The organism is Marinifilum caeruleilacunae, assembly GCF_013141825.1.
Classification (GTDB): Bacteria; Bacteroidota; Bacteroidia; order Bacteroidales; family Marinifilaceae; genus Marinifilum; species Marinifilum caeruleilacunae.
The window spans coordinates 36,089-58,484 of record NZ_RZNH01000007.1 but is presented as its reverse complement, the minus strand read 5'-3'; the positions used below and the strand labels follow the sequence as shown (position 1 = coordinate 58,484).

General features: G+C 37.7%; 17 protein-coding genes. 10 read left to right on the top strand and 7 right to left on the bottom strand.

Annotated features, from left to right (window positions below; all coding sequences use genetic code 11):
* Positions 1 to 48 precede the first annotated feature (48 nt).
* Both ELS83_RS06225 and ELS83_RS06220 read left to right on the top strand, forming a co-directional pair.
* On the top strand, positions 49 to 591 hold the full coding sequence (locus ELS83_RS06225) for a class IV adenylate cyclase (protein ID WP_171594672.1): 543 nt from the start codon (positions 49 to 51) through the stop codon (positions 589 to 591).
* A gap of 63 nt (positions 592 to 654) precedes the next feature.
* On the top strand, positions 655 to 1,098 hold the full coding sequence (locus ELS83_RS06220; protein ID WP_171594671.1) for a hypothetical protein: 444 nt from the start codon (positions 655 to 657) through the stop codon (positions 1,096 to 1,098).
* A 31-nt stretch (positions 1,099 to 1,129) separates the two neighbouring features.
* Here ELS83_RS06220 and tsaD read toward each other — a convergent pair whose 3' ends face one another.
* Entirely contained in the window at positions 1,130 to 2,152 is a 1,023-nt protein-coding gene (gene tsaD / locus ELS83_RS06215; RefSeq protein ID WP_171594670.1) for a tRNA (adenosine(37)-N6)-threonylcarbamoyltransferase complex transferase subunit TsaD, read from the bottom strand.
* Between the two features lie 191 nt (positions 2,153 to 2,343).
* Between tsaD and ELS83_RS06210 the strand changes: the two genes are divergently transcribed.
* The 5 genes from ELS83_RS06210 (at position 2,344) to ELS83_RS06190 (ending at position 10,480) form a co-directional block, all read left to right on the top strand.
* The gene (locus ELS83_RS06210) at positions 2,344 to 6,756 is read left to right on the top strand and encodes a translocation/assembly module TamB domain-containing protein (protein WP_171594669.1); all 4,413 of its coding nucleotides are present in this window, start codon (positions 2,344 to 2,346) and stop codon (positions 6,754 to 6,756) included.
* A 151-nt stretch (positions 6,757 to 6,907) separates the two neighbouring features.
* Entirely contained in the window at positions 6,908 to 8,296 is a 1,389-nt protein-coding gene (gene nhaD / locus ELS83_RS06205) for a sodium:proton antiporter NhaD (protein ID WP_171594668.1), read from the top strand.
* A 127-nt stretch (positions 8,297 to 8,423) separates the two neighbouring features.
* Positions 8,424 to 9,134: a MotA/TolQ/ExbB proton channel family protein gene (locus ELS83_RS06200; protein ID WP_171594667.1), complete on the top strand. Its 711-nt coding sequence runs from the start codon at positions 8,424 to 8,426 to the stop codon at positions 9,132 to 9,134.
* A 6-nt stretch (positions 9,135 to 9,140) separates the two neighbouring features.
* Positions 9,141 to 9,533 (top strand): ExbD/TolR family protein, encoded by a 393-nt coding sequence (locus tag ELS83_RS06195; protein WP_171594666.1) that lies wholly within the window; start codon positions 9,141 to 9,143, stop codon positions 9,531 to 9,533.
* A gap of 2 nt (positions 9,534 to 9,535) precedes the next feature.
* Positions 9,536 to 10,480 (top strand): TonB family protein, encoded by a 945-nt coding sequence (locus ELS83_RS06190; protein WP_171594665.1) that lies wholly within the window; start codon positions 9,536 to 9,538, stop codon positions 10,478 to 10,480.
* A 30-nt stretch (positions 10,481 to 10,510) separates the two neighbouring features.
* Here ELS83_RS06190 and ELS83_RS06185 read toward each other — a convergent pair whose 3' ends face one another.
* Positions 10,511 to 11,278 (bottom strand): sulfite exporter TauE/SafE family protein, encoded by a 768-nt coding sequence (locus tag ELS83_RS06185; protein WP_171594664.1) that lies wholly within the window; start codon positions 11,276 to 11,278, stop codon positions 10,511 to 10,513.
* 187 nt (positions 11,279 to 11,465) lie between these two features.
* On the bottom strand, positions 11,466 to 12,746 hold the full coding sequence (glyA, locus tag ELS83_RS06180) for a serine hydroxymethyltransferase (RefSeq protein ID WP_171594663.1): 1,281 nt from the start codon (positions 12,744 to 12,746) through the stop codon (positions 11,466 to 11,468).
* Between the two features lie 420 nt (positions 12,747 to 13,166).
* Between glyA and ELS83_RS06175 the strand changes: the two genes are divergently transcribed.
* The 3 genes from ELS83_RS06175 (at position 13,167) to ELS83_RS06165 (ending at position 14,941) form a co-directional block, all read left to right on the top strand.
* Entirely contained in the window at positions 13,167 to 13,649 is a 483-nt protein-coding gene (locus ELS83_RS06175; RefSeq protein ID WP_171594662.1) for a hypothetical protein, read from the top strand.
* 37 nt (positions 13,650 to 13,686) lie between these two features.
* Positions 13,687 to 14,193, top strand: a complete 507-nt coding sequence (locus ELS83_RS06170) for a hypothetical protein (RefSeq protein ID WP_171594661.1) — start codon at positions 13,687 to 13,689, stop codon at positions 14,191 to 14,193.
* Between the two features lie 136 nt (positions 14,194 to 14,329).
* The gene (locus ELS83_RS06165; RefSeq protein WP_171594660.1) at positions 14,330 to 14,941 is read left to right on the top strand and encodes a hypothetical protein; all 612 of its coding nucleotides are present in this window, start codon (positions 14,330 to 14,332) and stop codon (positions 14,939 to 14,941) included.
* Positions 14,942 to 15,015: 74 nt separating this feature from the next.
* On the opposite strand, the gene ELS83_RS06160 is transcribed toward ELS83_RS06165, so the two are convergent.
* From ELS83_RS06160 to ELS83_RS06145, 4 genes are all read right to left on the bottom strand, one after another.
* Positions 15,016 to 16,887: a chloride channel protein gene (locus ELS83_RS06160; RefSeq protein WP_171594659.1), complete on the bottom strand. Its 1,872-nt coding sequence runs from the start codon at positions 16,885 to 16,887 to the stop codon at positions 15,016 to 15,018.
* 4 nt (positions 16,888 to 16,891) lie between these two features.
* The gene (hutG, locus tag ELS83_RS06155; RefSeq protein ID WP_171594658.1) at positions 16,892 to 17,902 is read right to left on the bottom strand and encodes a formimidoylglutamase; all 1,011 of its coding nucleotides are present in this window, start codon (positions 17,900 to 17,902) and stop codon (positions 16,892 to 16,894) included.
* A 171-nt stretch (positions 17,903 to 18,073) separates the two neighbouring features.
* Positions 18,074 to 19,849 (bottom strand): chloride channel protein, encoded by a 1,776-nt coding sequence (locus ELS83_RS06150; RefSeq protein WP_171594657.1) that lies wholly within the window; start codon positions 19,847 to 19,849, stop codon positions 18,074 to 18,076.
* Positions 19,850 to 20,246: 397 nt separating this feature from the next.
* A complete protein-coding gene (locus ELS83_RS06145) occupies positions 20,247 to 22,055 on the bottom strand; it encodes a chloride channel protein (RefSeq protein ID WP_171594656.1) in 1,809 nt (602 codons plus the stop codon).
* Between the last annotated feature and the right edge of the window lie 341 nt (positions 22,056 to 22,396).

Here is a 22,396-nt window from a genome sequence, read left to right as displayed (position 1 = left end):
GATTAATTTTTACGATATTTCGGGTTCAAATAAGCAAAAAATTACACTATGCCCATAACTGTTGAAATTAAAGCACATTGCAAAAATCAAGATCGTGTTCGTGAAATATTATTGGCCCACAATGCAGAGTTTAAAGGAACCGATCGCCAAATAGACACTTATTTTCATGCCAAATTAGGTCGATTAAAATTGCGCGAAGGCAAAATTGAAAACAACCTAATTCATTATTTTCGCGAAGACAAAAAAACATCCAGGGAAAGCAAGGTGAGCCTTTACAAAACCGATCCTGAATCTTCACTTAAAGAAATTCTTGAAAAATCGATGGGCACACGCTGTGTGGTTGATAAGGAAAGGGAAATTTACTTTATCGATAATGTAAAGTTTCACATTGACAATGTAAACGGACTTGGAAAATTTGTAGAGATTGAAGCCATAGATACCGATGGAAGCATTGCCAAAGATAAACTACAGGAACAATGCAACTACTACATTAAACTTCTCGAAATCAACGCCAAAGATTTAATCTCGCAATCTTATAGCGATTTACTGCAACAGAATAGCTTATTCAATCAAATTTTAGCTGATGAGTAAATTTTAATTTACTAAAAGTTGCTTATTTAGTAACTTTAGGGTGAGACTCTAAACTTACATGCAATGCTCCAGTTCGAATTCGATATCCGAGATCATAAAATCAATAATAACGAAGCCAGGGGAAAACAACTGGCTTTGGCTATTGCTTTCCTGATTTCTGCAGTCTTACTCTACGTTTTTAACCGGTATTTCAATTTCCTTCCCCACGGTAATTACCTGATTTTTGCACTTTCGGTGGTCGCTCTCTATTTTGTCGGCCTTTTGCTGGGATGCAAATTTCTTTACCCAAAAGAATATCTTACAATTAACTCCAGAAAGTTAACCTATAAAACCGGGTGGTACTCAAAAGAACTAAAGGTGTACCTTAAAGATATCAATGAGATTAGAATCCGTAAGCATAAAATGATTCTGAAACTGAAGAACAAGGAGGATTTAATTCTCAAACTGGAACATTTTAACGATCAGTCGATACTGGTACTCAAGAATTACCTGAACATTGAGGAATAAAAAAGGGAAGCTAAGTGCTTCCCTAATTGTTTTATTTTATTGTCATTCTGGCAAAAGGTGCCGTGTCCTGACCAACAAATTCTTCCTTTAAATATTTAAAGTAGCCTGTAATGGCAATCATTGCTGCATTATCCAGCGAGTAGCCCAATTGAGGCACATAAACTTTCCAGTTGAACTTTTCGGCTGCTTCGTGCAAAGCATTTTGCAAACCCGAATTGGCCGATACACCACCTGCAATAGCCACATGCTTAATTCCCGTTTCTCTGGCAGCTCTTTTCACCTTGTTCATTAAAATATCAACAATGGTATATTGTAATGAGGCACAAAGGTCGTTCATATTTTCCTGAATAAAGTTTGGATTCTCTTTTACCTTATCGCGAATAAAATACAGGAATGAAGTTTTTAATCCGCTAAAACTATAATCCAATCCTTGAATTTTTGGTCTGCTAAACTCAAATGCATGCGGATTTCCTTGTTTTGCATTTCTATCAATAATCGGTCCACCAGGATAAGGCAATCCCATCACTTTCGCACATTTGTCGAAAGCCTCTCCGGCAGCATCATCAATGGTTTCACCAATTACCTCCATCTCCAGGTGGTCTTTCACCACAATAATTTGAGAGTTTCCACCAGAAACAAGCAATGCCAAAAATGGGAATTCAGGATGATCGTAAGTGTTTTTTAAATCATCAATAAAATGAGCCAAAATATGGGCTTGCAAGTGGTTGACTTCAATTAACGGGATATTTTTTGCCATGGCAAAGCCTTTTGCAAATGAAGTTCCTACCATCAAAGATCCCAACAATCCAGGTCCACGGGTAAAGGCAACCGCATCAATTTCATCCGCTGTTACACCTGCTTTATCCATTGCCTGGTGCACAACAGGAATGATATTCTGTTGATGAGCACGAGAAGCCAATTCAGGTACTACCCCACCATAATCCATGTGCACAGTTTGGTTCGCAATAATATTGGAATAAATAATTCCATCTTTTAATATTGATGCGGAAGTATCATCACATGATGATTCAATTCCAAGAATAGTTATACTCATCTTTATCGTATTATATCGAGCTTTTATGGAGATTTATAGTATGATTCGTTAAAAAAATCAAAAATCTCTTTAATCGCCCTTTTGCGTTGTTACTTTCTTCTTCTTTTTAGCTAATTTTGTGCAACTCACAAAACGGCAAAATTATTAAAAAATTTTTCAAAATATCAATTTGGACACTGGCAGTTATCATTATGATTCCCTGCATCATGTATTTGCTATTCTTAAGTAGCACTGTCCAAACTCACGTAAGTCGAAAAATTGCCAATTATTTATCCGAGCAAACGCACACTCCCATTAGCATAGAAGGAGTAAACATTTCACCTTTTAAAAGTATTATATTAAAAGGTTTATACATCGAAGATTACAGGAAAGATACCTTAATTTATATTGATCAACTTAAAGCTAAAATTGATTCTTTCAGTATTGGCGAAAAACAACTCTACGTAAACAAAATTACCCTATCTAATACATTTTTTAATCTTTACGAAGATGAAGAACGAGTTTTGAATATCGAGGTGTTTTTGGATTCTATATCAAATGGAGGTGGTTCTGGCAAGGTAGATTCTACTCAAAAATCCTGGGATGTTAATGTAGCCAATGTTGATATGGAAAATTCAAGCTTTGGATACAAAACTGTGAGTTATGTTCCTCAGGATTTTGGAATGAACTATGACGATATCTACGTTAGTGATTTGAACATACAGGCCCGCAATATCAAAGTTGCCGGCGATTCGGTAGGCTTCTTTTTACAACATCTTAGCTGCAAAGAAAAATCGGGTTTTGTTCTAAAAGATTTTAAAGCAAACAATTGGTTCACAAGCCGACAATGGGGGCTTTCCGATGTAAATATTGTTTCGGAACACAGTAAGCTGATTGCAGATCATCTTTATTTCAATTATGAACCCAATCAGGGATATTGGGCACAGTTTACCAAAAAAATGCAGTTGAATTTTCTATTGAAATCATCGCGTGTAAGCTTTCTGGATCTTGCCTATTTTAACGAAGACTTGCTAGGTTTTCGCGAAACGGGTTACTTGTCGGGTAGGTTGTACGGTACGATTTATGATTTAAGAGGTAGAGATATCGATATTGTATATGGAGAAAACACAGCATTGAAAGGCAGATTTTATATGAATGGTTTGCCCTATTTGCGCGACTCGTATCTCGAAGCCGATTTTAAAGAACTTACCACCACAATTTCAGACATCGAGAAGGTATATATTCCTGGCTATTCTAAAGAGCATTTCAAGCTACCCGAATATTTTAACAACCTGGGTCTTATTCAGTACAAAGGAAAATTTAATGGTTTTGTAAACGATTTTGTGTTCTATGGAAACTTCGATACAGACCTGGGAAATATTAAAACCGATATACTTTTCAAACCCAACCAGGGCAACAACAAACTCGATTTTAATGGCGACCTGAGCACGAATAACTTCAACCTGGGCGGATTGGTTGAGCAGGAAAAAGTGGGAGAAATTTCCTTAAATGTTTCGGTGAGTGGTTTCACTTCCCCAAGCACTACTCAAGGTGTTATGAAAGGAAATATCAGTAAAGTAGATTTTTACGATTACGAATACGAGAACCTTACATTGAATGGATTTTTCTCGGAATCGCAATTTGATGGAAAAATTTCGCTGGAAGACCCGAACATTGGATTTGATTTTGCCGGTAAGGTTGATTTTTCGCAAGAAATTCCAACCATGAACTTTAGTTCGCACTTGAAGCATGCTAAACTATTTCCGCTGCACCTAAACACCAAAGATCAGAAAGCAGAACTTAGCCTGTCGGTAAATGCCAACTTTACTGGTAGTGGTTTCGACAATGCCAACGGGATTATTGAAATTAACAACACCAAATACAAAAACAGTTTGGGTGAATTCCTACTGAATAAGTTCACTATTAACTCTTTTACCTCACCAGATTTTAAACGAATTATTTTAAACTCGGATGTTTCCGATCTTAAGGTAGAAGGGAATTACGAAGTGGGTAAATTGGTATCGTCTATTGCAAACCTGGCTTATTACTATTTGCCAGCCTATGCTCCAGATAAAGAGTACACAAAAATTGACAGTACCAATAAATTTAAATTTGAATTAAACTTAAAAGAAACAGAACCAATTACTTCTGTTTTATATCCCGATTATAGTATTGCTCCGAACACAAAGCTGGCAGGAGAAATCTCAGCAATAGATAGAATTCTGAATCTGCATTTCGAAACACCCAAGTTGATTGTTGAAGGAAAATCATTGGACGAATTAAAAATTGATTTAACAACTGATAGCGAAAAACTGACGCTGAAAGGGAGAACCAATAAATTTATTTTCTCCGATAATTTTGGACTGTACAATTTGTCTCAAAAGTTGACAGCCGAAAAAAATAAAGTTCAGCTCGATGTTCTCTGGAACAACTGGGATAAGGTAACCTATAGTGGATTTTTATCGGCAAAAGGAGAAGTTGAAAAATCGAAAGAATCGGGGAATGCAAAATGGGATATCAACTTAATGCCGAGTACGATTATTATGGCCGATAGCATTTGGTCTATTCCCGAATCGCGCATTGTAATTGATAGCACCAGCTATGCCATTCATAATTTTAAAATTGCTCGAGAAAATCAGTTTTTTGGTCTGGATGGTAAAATTTCCTCCAATCCGAATGATAGTGTAAACTTCAGAATTCAAAACATTAGTCTGCAAAATTTAAATGATCTTACCCGAGAGCAAAATATTGGTGTTAACGGCACAGTAAAAGGTTATGTGCAAGTTTCTGATTTCTATGGAGACCGATTATCCAACTCCAATGTAATGATCGAAAACCTGGTTCTGAATAATGATACTTTAGGAAACCTCTTTTTAATTAGCGACTGGGATAAATATCAGAAGAAATTAAGTTTCTCCTCATTTACAGATTTCTCATCTCGCAAAGAACTTGATGTTAAAGGCGATTACTTCCCCGAAACAGATTCCTTACATATGAACATTAACATCGATAAGATGAGAATGGAGCTACTTAATCCTTACCTGCAGGATAACATCTCAGAAATTAAGGGAAGTGCCTCAGGAAGTCTGAATATTCAAGGACATACCGATGATTTACGTTCGGAAGGAAAACTAAAGTTCGAGCAAGCAGAATTTATGGTTGACGCTTTAAAAACCAGCTATTATTGTAACGATAGCATCAGTATTATGCCTGGCGAGCTACGATTCGACAACTTTAAGCTGACTGACAAAAACAATCAAACAGCGGTTCTTTTTGGTGCAATTGCTCATGATCAGTTCAACAATTTTGAGTTGGATCTTTCGGTAAACACTCTGAATTTTAACATACTGGATACCAAAGAATCGGACAATGAACTGTTCTATGGAGAAGCCTATGTTACAGGAATTACACATTTATATGGTCCGGTAAACGATTTGGAGATCGAAATTAGAGCCAAGACCGATAAAAACACAAGAATCTATGTTCCCATCAACAATAGCGGTGACATACAGGAAAGCAATTTTATCACTTTTGTAAATACCAACAGGGCCGAACAAGCCTTTGCCGAAGAGGAGTACAAAATCGATTTATCGGGCATTCGCATGAATTGCGACCTCGAGATTACTCCTGAAACAGATATTCAAATTATTTTTGACTCCCAGATTGGAGATGTTCTAAAAGCCAAAGGGAATGGGAACCTAAAGCTTGAGATTGATACCAAAGGAGAATTTAAAATATTTGGCGATTATACCATTCAAAAAGGAAGTTATCTATTTACCCTTCAGAATGTAATCAATAAGAAGTTCGACCTTGCCAATGGCGGAAATATTAAATGGGCCGGAGATCCATACAATGCAACGGTTGATATTGATGCCATGTACAATGTAAAAACTACCCTGTACGATTTGCTATTGAATACTCCTTACGTTGATATTAGCAGGAAAATTCCGGTTCAGTGTAACATGAATCTAAGCCAGAACCTTGAAAACCCTGTAATCAAATTCAATATTGCATTCCCTACTTTAGATCAGCAAACACAGAGTATATTAGAGGGTTTATTCTCAACCGAAGATGAAACAAATAAACAAATTCTATCACTTTTGGTTTTGAATCGATTTTACACACCAGAATACCTAAGGTCTACCGATCCAAATTTCGAGAACAAAAATTCGAGTTATGCAGTAGGTGTTACAACTAGTGAATTGCTGTCGAACCAGCTTTCGAATTGGTTGAGCCAGATTAGTAACGATTTTGATATCGGTGTAAGTTACCGTCCGGGAGATAATCTTACCAGCGATGAGATTCAATTTGCATTATCGACCCAGGTTTTTGACGATAAAGTTACCATTAACGGAAATGTTGGTACAAGTAATTCCCAGGAAAGAGCAAATGATATTGTTGGTGATGTTGATGTGAATATCAAACTCGATAAAAAAGGGAAATTACAGCTGAAAGCCTTTACCCGATCAAATGAATATTTGGTTTACGAAGAATCGAGAAATACACAAGGAATTGGAATTTTTTACAAGGAAGATTTTAATACTTTTTCGGGTCTGTTTAAAAAGTACTTAAGTTTCCTGAGCGGCAAAAAAGACAAGGAAGAAAAAGAAAAAACAGAAGAGTAGAATCACTTTAAATTCACTGCTCCAATGTTTTGCAGCATTAAATATTCTCGATTTTTTTCTTTAATTGCTAACCGTTTTTGAAAAGCAAATATTAGTATATTAGCAGCTTAAGTATCTAAAAAATTTAAATCACCTAAAATAATCAATTATTATGTTTGTATTAATGGTTGTGGTTTTTGTTCTGGGTTATACAGCAATTGCTCTGGAACATCCACTAAAAATTGACAAAGCAGCATCAGCACTTTTAATCGGTGTGTTGACCTGGACTATTTACGTATTTGGAGGGGTTGATATCCTAACATCAGGAGTAAGTACAGCTTGGAATAAATTTGTTGCGCTTAATCCAGATCAGGATAATGTTGAAGGCATGTTGCATTTCATTACTCACCATGAAGTTCTTCATCACTTGTCTGAAATTTCAACCATCTTGTTCTTCCTTTTGGGAGCAATGACTATTGTTGAGATTGTTGATCAGCACCAAGGTTTTAAAATCATTACCGATAAGATTAAAACCACCAATAAAGTAAAATTACTTTGGGTACTTAGTGTTTTAACATTCTTCATGTCGGCTGCACTTGATAACCTTACAACTACAATTGTAATTGTGGCATTAATTCGTAAGCTGATGGATGATCAGAAAGATCGTTGGTTCTTTGCTTCGATGGTTGTATTAGCTGCAAATGCCGGTGGTGCATGGTCTCCAATCGGTGATGTTACCACAATTATGCTTTGGATTGGTGGACAGGTTACCACAATCAACATTATCACTCGAGTAATCATTCCTAGTTTGTTTACCATGATTGTTCCATTAATCATTGTAACTACTTACCTGAAAGGAAATATTACACGTCCTAAAATGGTTGAAGGCGAAGACAAGGAATATACAACTCACAAAGAAAGAGTATTCATTCTTTGTTTAGGTGTAGCTTCATTACTATTTGTTCCTGTATTTAAAACTACAACACACTTGCCTCCATACCTTGGTATGTTGTTTGGATTAGGTGTAATGTGGGTGGTTACAGAAATTATGCACAGAAACAAAGAACACGAATTCAAGAGCCGTTTGAATGTAACTGGTGTATTGAAAAAAGTTGATGTACCTACAGTACTATTCTTCTTAGGTATTCTTTCTGCTGTTGCAAGTTTACAATCAGCTGGTCACCTTGATATCTTAGCTTCATGGTTGGATAAAAATGTACATGATATCTATGTGATTAACCTGATCATTGGTGTGCTTTCGTCAATTGTTGATAATGTACCATTGGTAGCTGCTGCTATGGGTATGTATCCAATCGAAAGTCCGGATGCTGTTGGTTATGCTGCAAACTTCGTTCAGGATGGTTTATTCTGGGAATTCCTTGCATATTGTGCTGGTACAGGTGGATCTATGTTGATCATTGGTTCGGCAGCCGGTGTTGCTGCAATGGGTATGGAAAAAATCGACTTTATCTGGTATATGAAGAAGATTACTCTTTTAGCATTTGTTGGTTATTTAGCTGGTGCAGGAGTATATTACCTACAAGCAATGATATTGCACTAGAATAAAGATTTAATTTCCCATATTTTCTGTGGGGATTAAAAAACAATAATATTAATTTAGCGAGATATAATATTCCGTATTATATCTCGTTTTTTTATGTATTAGATCAAACTAGAACAAATTGTATATGAATTATCTATCGCTTATTGCAGGTGTACAGGAAATGGCTCAAAATGAATTACCTATAGAAGAACAGGGAGCCGAGGCTACAGAACTGACATTAAATTTTGTTGATTTGGCCTTCAAAGGTGGTTGGATCATGATTCCGATTTTTGCCCTTTCGGTAATTGCCATGTACATTTTCCTGGAACGATATTTTGCCATTCGTAAGGCAACCAAGGAAGATTCAAACTTTATGAATCGTATTCGCGATTACATCCATGAGGGAAAAATTGATTCTGCTCTTGCCCTTTGTCAAACCAACGATACCCCTGTATCTCGCATGATCTCGAAAGGTGTAAAAAGAATTGGACGCCCTTTGAATGATGTTCATGCTGCAATTGAAAACATTGGGAACCTGGAAGTATCTAAACTGGAGAAAAACCTGCCAACACTTGCAACAGTAGCCGGAGCAGCTCCAATGATTGGATTCCTTGGAACCGTAATGGGTATGATTCAGGCGTTTTACGATATGTCCAACGCAGGTAACAATATCGACGTAAGTCTTCTTTCGAGTGGTATTTACCAGGCAATGGTAACAACGGTGGCTGGTCTTACAGTTGGTATTATTGCATACTTTGCCTACAATATTTTAGTGGCCAAGGTTGAGAAAGTGGTTTTCAATATGGAAGCTACCACTACTGAGTTTATGGATTTGTTGAATGAACCGATCAAATAAGACAATATGGCTCTAAAAACAAGAAATAAAGTTAGTGCTGCCTTCAGTATGTCATCCATGACCGATATTGTGTTTTTGTTGCTGATTTTCTTTATGGTAACATCAACCTTAATTAGTCCGAATGCACTGAAATTGCTATTGCCAAAAAGTAGCAACCAAACGGCAGCAAAGCCAATTACAACAGTATCAATCGATAAAAATTTCAACTTTTATCTCGAGACTACGCCTGTACCTTTTTCACAATTGGAACACAAATTGCAGAGAAAACTGGCAAGAGAAGATGATCCTACAATTTCGCTTCACGTAGATAAATCGGTACCGATGGAACAAGTGGTGAAAGTGATGAACATTGCAAAGGATAACAAGTACAAATTGATATTGGCTACACGCGCAAAATAGATATGGAAGAATCCAAAAATAAAAGAATAGGATTTGCTGGCACTTTATTTTTCCACATTGGATTAATAATATTGTTGTATTTTCTGGGGTTTCGAACACCTCTCCCACTTCCCGAGGAAGAAGGGATTCTTGTAAATTTTGGAAATTCGAACCAGGGTGTTGGTAGAAGAGATCCGGCACCTTCAAGATCGCAGAAAAAAATTGCAGCCGTACAAGCTGCTTCTGTACCTAAATCTACTCCTGCAAAATCGGAACCTGAACCAAGTTCGGCACAGCAAAAAGTGCTGACCCAGGATACCGAAGATGCTCCTGAAATGCCATCGGCAGAAGAAATTGCAAAGAAAAAAGCAGCTGATGAAAAAGCCAGGAAGGCAAAGGCAGAAAGAGATCGTTTGGCAAAGATAGAAGCCGAAAAGAAAAGACAGGAAGAGATTAGAAAGCAACAGGAAGCCGAGGCCGAAAGAAAGCGATTGGAAGAAATCGAGAGAAAGAAAAGAGAGGAAGCCGAACGCCAGGCTAAAATCGATGCCATTAACAATCGTGCCAAGAATGTTTTTGGACAAGGAACATCTTCGAATTCTTCGCAGGGTGTGAACAAAGGAACAGGCAACCAGGGAGAACCCACAGGCTCGCCTGATTCTGACAACTACAGTGGCACAGGATTAGGAAGTAAAGGGGTTTCATACGATTTACAGGGACGAAATTCTTTATCGATACCCAAGCCTCAAACCCAGCTGCAAGAAGGTGGAAAAGTGGTTGTAGAAATTACTGTTGACAAGAATGGTAAAGTGGTTAATGCACGACCAGGTATGCCAGGTTCAACTACCAGTAACTCTACCCTGTTCGAACTGGCCAGAAAAGCTGCCTTAAAGGCTAAGTTTAATTCCGACAGTAGTGCTCCAGCCTACCAGAAAGGAACCATTACCTATCATTTTCAATTGAATTAGTAGTAAGCGTTTACGGTGAAGTTTTCACGCTTAAAACCCAAGCATTTCGTATACGCCCAAAAACTTTAAAGACGCGAATACGATTACTCCAAGTAAAATGTAACGAACAAATTTAGCTCCCCAGCTTACGGCGAAATTTGCAGCAATGTATGCACCAATCATATTTCCAGCAGCAAGAATAAATCCGATCTTATAATCGATTTGTCCGTTCATTACAAAAACTCCAATGGCAAATGGTGTATAAAGAAGCACAATAAAAACTTTAATTGCATTGGCTTTTACCAAATCGAAACCGGCACCGAGTACTAATCCGGCCAATAAAAAGAAGCCTACTCCTGCCTGGATAAAACCTCCGTACAAGCCAATAAAAAAGAAGATTACAATTTGCCATATGCTTGGTTTGGATCGAACCAATCCAGCCTGTCCTTTTACCCAGGCATCGGGCTTGTAGAGTACAATAAAAAAGAGAAACACCAATAATCCACCAATGGTTTTCTCCATCATTTCCTCGTTAATTTCAACGGCTAAACCTGCACCTATAACCGATCCTACTATTGCTGGAATGGCCAGCCAAATGCCTTCTTTAAATGTAAATACCTTTTGTTTTTTGAAGCTGCTTACTCCAACGATATTCTGCATTAAAATGGCAATTCTATTGGTTCCATTGGCCACATTTGCAGGCAATCCCATAAACATGAGCATGGCCAAACTAATAATCGATCCACTTCCTGCAAGAGTATTTAAAAATCCGGCAAAAACGCCTACCAATACTACCAATACATAATAATACCATTCCATAACAAAAGATTTTGCGCTAAACTACAGAGAATTATTGAGATTAGACATGCTATAAAGCAAAACGAAAAAAAGTATTCTCATAACAATTAAATATTCTCTAGCCGTAATAAGCTTAAATTGTAAGTTACTGCACAAAAAAAGGGAAGAACCTTAGCTCCTCCCTTTGTATATTTTTGGTATAAATTTACTACCAAGCAAACATCGGACGTTCGCACATCATTTCGTTAACGCGCTTACGTACTGAAGCAATTACCTCTTCGTTTTCGATGTTAGAAATTACCTCATCAATCATTTGAACGATTACAGGCATGTGCTCCTCTTTTAAACCACGAGTTGTAATTGCTGGAGTACCAACACGTAAACCTGAAGTTGAGAATGGAGAACGAGAATCGAAAGGAACCATGTTCTTGTTGATTGTGATATCAGCCTGAACCAAAATGTTCTCTACTTTCTTACCTGTAATTTCCGGGAATTTAGAACGAAGGTCGATCAACATAGAGTGGTTATCAGTACCACCAGAGATTACCTTGTAGCCTAATTTCACGAACTCTTCTGCCATTACCTTAGCATTCTTCTGCATTTGGATTGCGTACTCTTTGTAAGAATCTGTTAATGCTTCACCAAAAGCAACCGCTTTAGCAGCAATTACGTGCTCTAAAGGACCACCTTGCTGACCTGGGAATACTGCGAAATCCAATACTGCCGACATCATTTTGGTTTCTCCTTTAGGAGTTTTAGCTCCAAATGGATTTGGGAAATCTTTTCCTACAATGATCAAACCACCACGAGGTCCACGAAGAGTCTTGTGAGTAGTAGTAGTACAAACATGACAGTGAGGAACTGGATTGCTTAATAAACCCTTTGCAATTAAACCTGCAGGGTGAGCAATATCAGCCATCAAAATCGCACCTACTTTATCAGCGATTTCTCTTAAACGTGGGAAATCCCAATCGCGAGAATAAGCAGAAGCACCAGCAACAATCATTTTAGGATTGTGCTCCAAAGCCAATTTTTCTACCTCATCGTAATCAACCATTCCGGTATCTTCTTTTACGTGGTAAGCAATTGGATTGTATAGGTTACCTGATAAATTTACAGGAGAACCGTGAGATAAGTGACCACCGTGAGCCAAATCTAAACCTAGAAATGTATCACCTGGTTTCATACATGCATAGAATACAGCAGCGTTAGCTTGTGCACCTGAGTGAGGCTGTACGTTAGCATACTCAGCACCAAAAAGCTCGCAAGCTCTGTCGATAGCTAATTGTTCAGTTTGATCTACTACCTGGCAACCACCATAGTAACGCTTTCCTGGGTAACCTTCAGCATATTTATTTGTTAGGCATGATCCCATTGCGTCCATTACTTGCTGGCTCACAAAGTTTTCAGAAGCAATCAACTCGATACCATTTTTCTGACGTAGGTATTCCTGATCAATTAGGTCGAAAATTTGTCTATCTCTTTCCATTGTTGTTTGTCTTTTCCCCGATATACATCGGATTAATTTTAATGTTTTGTTAGTGTTTTAAAGGGCCAAAACTCCCTTATTTACAGAATTTTGTTCCCCCTTGAAAAGATGATGCACCGCAAGATTCATTTCAATTATCCTCTCCCTAAAGTGCAGGTTCAAAATTAGACAAATCGCGATATTAAAAAAATTATTTTTGCCATATTTCATCGGAATTATCCTTTTCTAAAACATACCCTCCAAAAGTCAATAATATTTTGTAATTCATCCCTTTGTATTCGGATATCATGTAAAAGCGGTGACTTAACCCGAAAGAAACCAACAAAATCTAATAACACAGCTTTATTTTTTGTACTTATCAGCTTTATTGTAAATTTATGAATGTGAAATTTTATACCCTAACTCATAAATACAACACAAATGGAAATTGTTGAAACAAACCCCAAACAGAGGCCTGGACTATTAACCGTTTTATGTATCCTTACTTTTATTGGAAGTGGATTTGGCGTATTAAATAATATCATGGGCATGATTATGTCGCCTATAAAGAATTTCCTGGATCCTGAAATTTTCGAAATGGCACTGGAAGAAGTAGATGAAGAGCCAATTAGAAGCTTTATGGAACAAGCCATTGAGATTGGCCAGAAAGCTCTGGAAAACATTTTTGAAATATCATTGGCACAATTCTTACTATACGCTGCAAGTTTAACGGGTGCCATTCTGATGTTCCAAATGAAAAAAGCAGGTTTTTATATCTATACCATTGCCCAGGTATTGTTATTATTCGTTCCTGCCATTTTTGTTGGTTTTAACCTGTTTGTAAATATGGGCATTTTATTCTCGAGCATATTTACAATTCTTTTTATTGCCCTGTATGCAGTCAACCTGAAAAAAATGAACTAATCAATATTACTCATCCTACAAAAAAAGCTTTTTAATTATGGAAGAAAATGTAACAACTATCGAAGTACCTAAAAAAAGACCAACCTTTTTAACTGTTTTGTGTATCCTATCGTTTATTGGTAGTGGATTTTTTGGATTAATTCAGCCAATTTACAATTATGCAACCTTCGAAAGTACCTATGCAGAAAAAATGCAGAAAGCTACTGAAGCATTGGAGCAAATGGAAGAAGCTGGAATGGAATCTGGTTTTTTCTACGATATGGCTGCAAATGGTGTTGTGCAATTAAAGGCAATGTCTGAAAACCTTGAGGCAATTACAGGAGCCAACTGTTTGTTTGCATTACTTAGCTTATTCGGAGTTTTCTTAATGTTTAAATTGAAAAAGAACGGTTTTTATTTGTACACATTTGCCAACGTATTTTGGTTGTTAGTACCACTTGCCTTAATCGATTTCGATTCTATGATTACGTGGACACTTGTTGGTGCAGCAATTACAGCACTTTTTGTGATCATGTACGCAGTGAATTTAAAACACATGAAATAAGTAAAAACATTCAAAATATTTATGATGAAGCTGCTTCCTTTGAGGCAGCTTTTTTAATACTTTTTAAAATATTTTAACTGTCAGTAAATACAGATGTTTTGTAATTTTATGGGGCGAAACCAACAGTCCATTTATCATGAAAGGAATAAACAAACTTTTACTTGCTATTGGTATTTTATTGATTTCAACCACAGCTTTTTGTCAAAACACGGAAAACCATACCATTCCGAAAAAGGACATTAAAGTAAACAAGGAATACGATGAAGACGGAAATTTAATTCGTTACGATTCCACTTACGTTTATTCCTGGTCGTCGGACAGTACACATCACTTTTTTAGCGACTCGGCTTTTTTAAACAAAATGGATATGAGCAGAATGCACAAAAGAATGCAGGAACAGCTAAGCCGCTTCTTTGGACCCGATAGCTTAAGAAAGCAAAACAACAGACATCCTTTTTTCTCGGATGATTTTTTTAAGGATGACTTTTTTGACCGAGATTTTTTTGACTCCTCCATGTTTCCAAGGAACTTTCATCAGCGCGATTCCAGCCAAAATGATTTCTTCAAGGAACTGGAAGAGATGATGAAAAACAGAAGGCAATTCAGACAACAACACAGTAATGAAATGCAACGCGAGTTAGATTCCTTGAGAAGAGATTTTTTAGATCAAAGAAGGAAATATTATCAACAAAGAGATTCGATATACCGCAAACACAGAGGAATGCAAAGCAATACTGTAGATTTATAGTTTGCTGCGCTATCCATATTTTAAATACCATTCAAACACAGCCTGGCAATTTTTATTGCCAGGTTTTTTTATGCCTAATCCGAAGTAATTTTCATTAAATGCTGACGGTAGGCCGAAAATAGTTTCGACTTGGAAACAAAACCAATGTATTTTCCATCGTCGATTACCGGTAAGTTCCAAGCGCCTGTTTCGGTAAATTTCTTTAAAACCACTTCCATGGTATCTTTATACGATATCGAAGCCGGAGGCATAATCATTAAATTACTAATTGGTGTATTGTACATCTCCTTGTTGAACATGATTTCCCGCACATCATCCAGCAGTACCACACCAATCAAATATCCTTCCTCGGTTAATACCGGGTAAATATTTCTTTTCGATTTGGAAATTACATCAATCAAATCCTCCAAACTGGCATTCTCGTTAATGCTCTTCAAATCCTTTTCAATTACCCGCGACAACTGCATAAATGTAAGCACCGCCCTGTCTTTATTGTGGGTAATTAACTCTCCTCTTTTGGCCAATTGCGTGGTTACAATCGACTCTTTTTGTAAACTCTTTACAGTGATAAAGGAAATGGTGGTCGACAACATCAGGGGAACAATCAATTCGTATCCGCTGGTGATTTCGGCAATTAGGAAAATCCCCGTTAAGGGTGCTTGCAATACGCCACCTAAAACACTAGCCATTCCTACCAGGGTAAAGTTGTTGGCATCTAAAGGTTCTCCCAATTGAAAATGATTGTAGAGGTAAACAAAGATAAAACCCAGCATCGCCCCGGTAAATACCGATGGTGCAAAAATTCCACCAATTCCACCTGCGCCAAGGGTAATAGATGTGGCAATTACTTTTAAGAATACCATGGCACCAATAAAAATAACCACCATATACCAAACATCGGTATAATGTTCAAAAAGACTCGACTGAAATACCTCATCCAACCTGCCGCCAATCAAGGCTTTTACCATATTGTATCCCTCTCCGTACAAGGCCGGAAAGTAAAAAATCAGGATTCCCAGTGAAATTCCACCAATTAACAGGCGGTTTCTTAGCAGTTTAACCTGTTCGAACTTGTTCTCGATCCACAAAAACATTCGGGTAAAATAGACCGAAATAAAGCCCGATAAAATACCCAGTAAAATAAAAAACGGAATATCTCTGGCTGCAAAAGGGGTATTAATGGCGAACTCGATCAGGATATCCTCATCTAAAAATAGTTTGGTAGTAATGGCTCCACTCACCGATGCCATTAAAAGCGGAATCAGCGAAAAGCGTGATAAATCGATGAGCAATACTTCCAGTGCAAAAACAATGGCTGCAATGGGTGTATTAAAGATTGCAGCAATGGCACCCGAAGCTCCACAAGCCAGCATTACGGTAATTTCTTTATAGTTCAGGTGAAAATTTCGTGCCATATTGGAACCAATGGCCGCACCCGACGAAATAATGGGTGACTCCAGTCCGATACTCCCTCCAAATCCGGCCGTAATAATCGATCCAATTACCGAAGAGTAGGTTTTATGAAGTTTTACGATACTGTTTCGCTTCGATATGGCTTGCAGAATGGCAGTAATGTTGTGCTTTACAAAATCTCGAATAATAAATTTCTTGAACAGAAGTGTTAGCCCAACACCTATCATTGGATAGAGGAAAAACAGGTAGTTCTGGTAAGCCCAGTCGATTCCATCCAGTAAAAATTCTCGCCCGCGGTACACAGCCGTTTTCAATATTAAGGCGGTCATGCCGGATGCTACTCCAACAAACACACTTAATATCAGCATGAAGTTCTGATTGGTAATATGCCTTAATCTCCAGATTAAAAATCGACGCCAGCGGGTTGTTTTTGCCATAGGATTAAATTGGGTTGTAGCTCCTAATTTAGCAATTTGGCGGGGAATGAAAAAGGTATCAATTAATAAAAACCAATACCTTATTATATTAGTCATTTAACTAGCATATACAATCGGAAGCAGAGCCAAACTCAACCACCGAGTTGATTACGGCAAATACAATGATTGCCGCGAGCTTTGAAGTTCTGTTATCCTCATCGAAACGAGGCGAAACCTCGGCTATATCAAAACTGATTACTTTTCCTGATTGAATGACTGTTTTGATCAGCTTCACGATGATTTCCGGGTGCAAACCAAATGGCTGAGGAGCACTTACACCTGGTGCATAAGCCGACGAAATTACATCAGAACAAAGTGTCATGTATATTTTTCGTTGCTTTTTGGTAAATCGAACAATATCCTGTCCTACCGAGAACATGTTATCATTGGAAATGTCCTTAGCCATAAGGTAATTTACCTTTAAATCGTCTGCTTTTTTAAAAAGGCTCACTGTATTTCCATATTGCTGAATGCCGGCCACCATATATCGAAATTCTTTTCCCTGCTCGCCACACCTGTCTGCAATCTGTGCAAACATGGTTCCTGAACTTGGTCCATTTTTATATGGGCGCATATCGAAATGAGCATCCAGGTTAAAAATTCCCAATTCCTGGTTTTCCTCTTCCGAGAGATATCGCTCAATGCCAAGATAATGACCATAGGCAATCTCATGTCCTCCTCCTAATATCAGTGGAAACAAACCCATTTTCAAAATTCGGTATACAGCCTCGGAAAGTATCTCCTGCACATCTTCCAGTTCTGCTCCATTGCTAACAATATTCCCACAATCGTATATATTGGTTCCCTTGGGAAATGAGCATGGCAAATTGGCCATTTCTTTGCGGATACTGTTGGGTGCCTTCGAAGTTCCTTTTCGCCCCAAATTTCTTTGCACACCTTTATCGCAACAGAATCCCAATAATCCAAAACCCTTTAGCGCTTTCTCCTGCTCTTCTAAAAGATCAATGGGCTGGATAATCTGATGCCATCGAAATGCATCGTAATCCTCTTCGTCATCAATTCGTCCTTTCCAAATTTCAGGATCGATTGTTTTGTAGTGTTTGTTGTTCATGATTAATAGTTTGTTGCTGCAAAGTTAATGATTCTAAGCTGTTCGAATGATGAAACTCAGCATAACTTTCGTGTAATAATTCAAGTGATTTTGCTTGCTCTAACCGATACTAAAAAAGCTTACCCATCTCTGAGTAAGCCTTCATCTAACCTCATAACTAATTCTAAACTACTATTCATCCGAAAAGTGTACCAAAACCCTTCGGTATACATTGAAGATTTTGGCCTTGGATACAAATCCCAAATATTTTTCATCCTGGGTAACCGGAAGGTTCCAGGCTCCTGTTTCTTCGAATCTTCGCATCACCTTTTCCATAGGAGCATTGGCATCCAAAATGGCAGGTGGCATAATCATTAAATTTCTAACGTAAGTATCCTCGTACATGTCTGGATTAAACATGATGTGACGGATATCATCGAGCAAGACAATGCCCAATAACTTGTCGTCCTCATCAACTACAGGGAAGATATTTCGCTGGGAGTGTGAAATGATTCTTACCAACTCGCCCAATGTGGCATTCGGACTCACCTTTTTCAGGTCTGTTTCGATCACCTTGCCCAACTTCATAAGAGTAAGAACTGCCTTATCTTTATTGTGGGTAATCAATTCGCCACGTTTGGCCAAACGTTTGGTGTAAATGGAATGTGGCTCAAAATACATGATGGTAAGGTAAGCAATGGTTGCTGTCACCATAATTGGAATAAACAGTTCGTATCCTCCAGTAATTTCAACAATCAGGAAAATTGCGGTTAATGGAGCATGCATAACTCCAGCCATCATTCCGGCCATCCCTATCAGGGTAAAATTACTTTCCGATAGTTTCACGAAATTAAAACCGTTTATAAACCTTGCTACAAAAAAACCAGAAACCCCACCCAGAAAAAGAGATGGTGCAAAAATACCTCCAACTCCACCACTACCAGTTGTAACGGTTGATGCAATTACTTTAAAACCCAAAATCAGAACAACATAGCCCAATAGCAGCCAGTAATTGTCTTTCAGAAAATAGAATACACTATTGTTCACCAAATGAGAGTGATTGCCATCCAACAAGGTTTGTATGGTAATATATCCTTCCCCATAAAGTGGTGGAAATAAGAAAATCAGTATCCCAAGTAAAATTCCACCTACCATCATTTTTCGATAGCAATTCGTTATGCGATCGAACTGACCTTCGAGGTACATGGAAAATCGGGTAAAATATAAAGAAACCAAACCTGCGAATACACCCAACAGGATGTAATACGGAAAATTGCCAATTACAAAAGGCTCTGTTACATCATAAGAAAGTAATACTCCTTTGCCCATAAAGAAATAGGCAATACTCGCCCCGGTAATCGATGATATCAAAAGTGGAATCAGTGATGCCATTGTCAAGTCAAGCATCAGCACCTCCAGGGTAAATACCATTCCAGCCATAGGAGCTTTAAAAATTCCCCCAATTGCACCAGCCGCACCACAACCAACCATAAGGGTAATAATTTTTTGGTTCATGTGAAACATGCGCCCCAGGTTGGAACCAATAGATGCCCCTGTTAAAACTACTGGTGCCTCGGCTCCTACCGACCCTCCAAAACCAATGGTTAAAGTACTGGCTAGTACCGATGAGTAGTTATTGTGCGATTTAATTAACGAGTTCTTTTTTGAGATGGCATAAAGAATTCTGGATACACCATGCCCGATATTGTCTTTCACAAAGAATTTTACAAACAGAACCGTAAGTAAAATCCCAACTGCAGGATAAGCCAGGTACAGCAAGTTGGCCGACTCAACATGCAATCGATGTGTTAGAAAATGGTGTGTAAAATGAATGGTATTCTTCAGCACAAGTGCAGCCAAGCCACTCACAACTCCAACCAAAAAACTCAAAATTAAAACGAACTGTCGCTCCTTAATGTTTTTTACTCTCCAAATTAAAAATCGAGAAAGCAAACTCTTATTCTTCATCGCTCCGAATCAAGATTATTTTATTCCACATACATAAATTAAAAGGTCGGATGGCTGCAGAAGTCAGGCGGCCTTAGGATAAAATACATAAAACAACCAGGCAGATTGTCGGTCTTTCATGTATTGAATTGATTTTGGCATGTTTATGACTCAAGATCAGTAAACATCTCTCAAAATTCGAGTGCAAAAGTAATAGATAATTGGAAAGGAAAAACTCTTTTTCAAATAATTTTTATTAAAAAAAAATGACTGCCCGAATTGCCAGGAAATAAGGCATCGTATCAAGCAAAAAAATGATATTCAAATAGCCCTGAACCTAACATTATAAACAAGGCTTAAATCAGAATAAGTACTGATTTTTTGAAACTAGAATCAAAATCTGATATGGATTGGAAAACTAATCCTCCGAGAAATGTTTCAGCATACGACGATAGGTAGAAAAGATCTGTGCACGAGATACGCATCCACAATATTTTCCATCTTTTAATACAACCAAATTGAACTTGTCGGAATATTGGTATTTTCTAGCTACATCGGCCATCGATTCATCGTGCTGAATTACCACTTGCGGCACCACCATTAAATCGCGCACAAAAACAGTATCGTATTTTTCCGGTTGGAACATGATTTCACGGATATCATCCATCTTCACGATGCCCTCAAAATTGTTTTCATCATCGATGACAATAAATATATTTCTCTGCGCTTTCGCGATTACTTTTACCAAATCGCCAAGGGTTGCTTCTGAATTTACAGTGTTAAAGTTCTTTTCAATCAATCGGGTCACTCTCATTAGTGAAAGAACATTTTTGTCCTTATCATGAGTCATCAACTCTTTACGTTTGGCCAACTGAATGGTATATACCGAATGAGGTTCGAAAGTTTTCACCGTAGCATAGGAAATTGTTGCGGTAATCATTAGTGGAACAAACAATTGATAACCTCCCGAAATATCAGCAATCAGGAACAATCCTGTTAAAGGAGCATGCAATACCCCGGCTATCATTCCTGCCATCCCAATTAAAGCAAAATTATTAACAGGCAAATCTCTTAGCCCAAAATAACCAACCAGTTTGGCAAATAAAACACCAGAATTTACACCCATAAAAAGCGTTGGTGCAAAAATACCACCAACACCACCTGCTCCAAAGGTGATGGATGCTGCAATTACTTTAAAAAAGATCACCATAGTAATTAAGGCAACAAACACCCAGAAATTATCCTGCAAAGCATAGAAAAATGAGTTGTTATACAGGTAGGAATAATCACCCGACAGACATGCATTTATGGCATGATATCCTTCACCGTAAAGTGAGGGTAGAAAGAAAATAATTACCCCAAGTGCAAGTGCACCAAATATCAGCTTTTTGTACGTATGACCTATTTTTTCGAAAATGGAATGAATAAACATGTATGATTTCGTAAAATAGGTTGCAATCAATCCGGTAAAAATACCTAGAGCAATATAGTAAGGCAAATCTTTCAAAATAAAACCATCTTTCACCTCGAACGGATACAAGACATCCATTCCCAAAAAGAAATAAGAGGTTAGAACAGCAGATGCCGAGGCCAACAGAAGTGGAACCAGCGACCACATGGTTAGATCCAGCATAATTACCTCCATGGCAAAAACAATTGCCGCAATAGGCGCTTTAAAAATGGATGCCATTGCTCCAGCACATGCACAACCCAACAACAAGGTAATTTGTTTGTAATTGAGATGAAACAATCTTCCAATATTCGAACCCAAAGCAGCACCGGTGGCTACAGTTGGTCCCTCTAGCCCTACCGATCCACCAAAACCAACGGTAAAAGCAGAAGTAACGATAGACGAAAACATATTGTGTCGGTTGATCTGTCCGTTTGTTTTCGAAATACTGTGAAGCACATTGGGGATACCATGCCGAACCGGGCGACGAATCACAAACTTAATAAAGAGAACAGCTACCAAAATACCAATGGTAGGATAAATCACATAAAGGATATTCTGATATTGGTCAGACGAATTATCTTGAAGCAACTCACTGATAAAATGTACAGCATTTTTAATAATCACCGCAGCAATACCAGATGTGATCCCAATTAATACCGCCATAAAGGAGATAAACTGACGATCACTTACATGCTTCAAACGCCAAACTAAAAAACGACCTAATAATGATTTTTTCTTCACACTACCTACTTGTAAATACCAACCAAAACTCATTGATTGATAATGGTTAACCCCTTTATTGATTTCGAGCGTAAAAAAAGTAATATTGATCGTAAGAAACAAGAACCTTTGCTTAAATCGACACAAATTTTTTCAACAATTCAATTTTGTTCGTAATTGTGTGAATTTGCAATTGCGTGAATGTGTAATTTTGGAATTGAGATTTTTTTCAACTTCAACTTTTCAGGACTTTTAGAAAAAATGAAAAATAGTTCTTGTTAATGTGGTTTTTGAACAAACTCTCAACCTCCCCAGCCCGATAGCTATGGGAATTACTATAAATTATTCTGCGCATTAGTCGTTTGCTCTTCTAATATCTCCCTGACATCCTTACT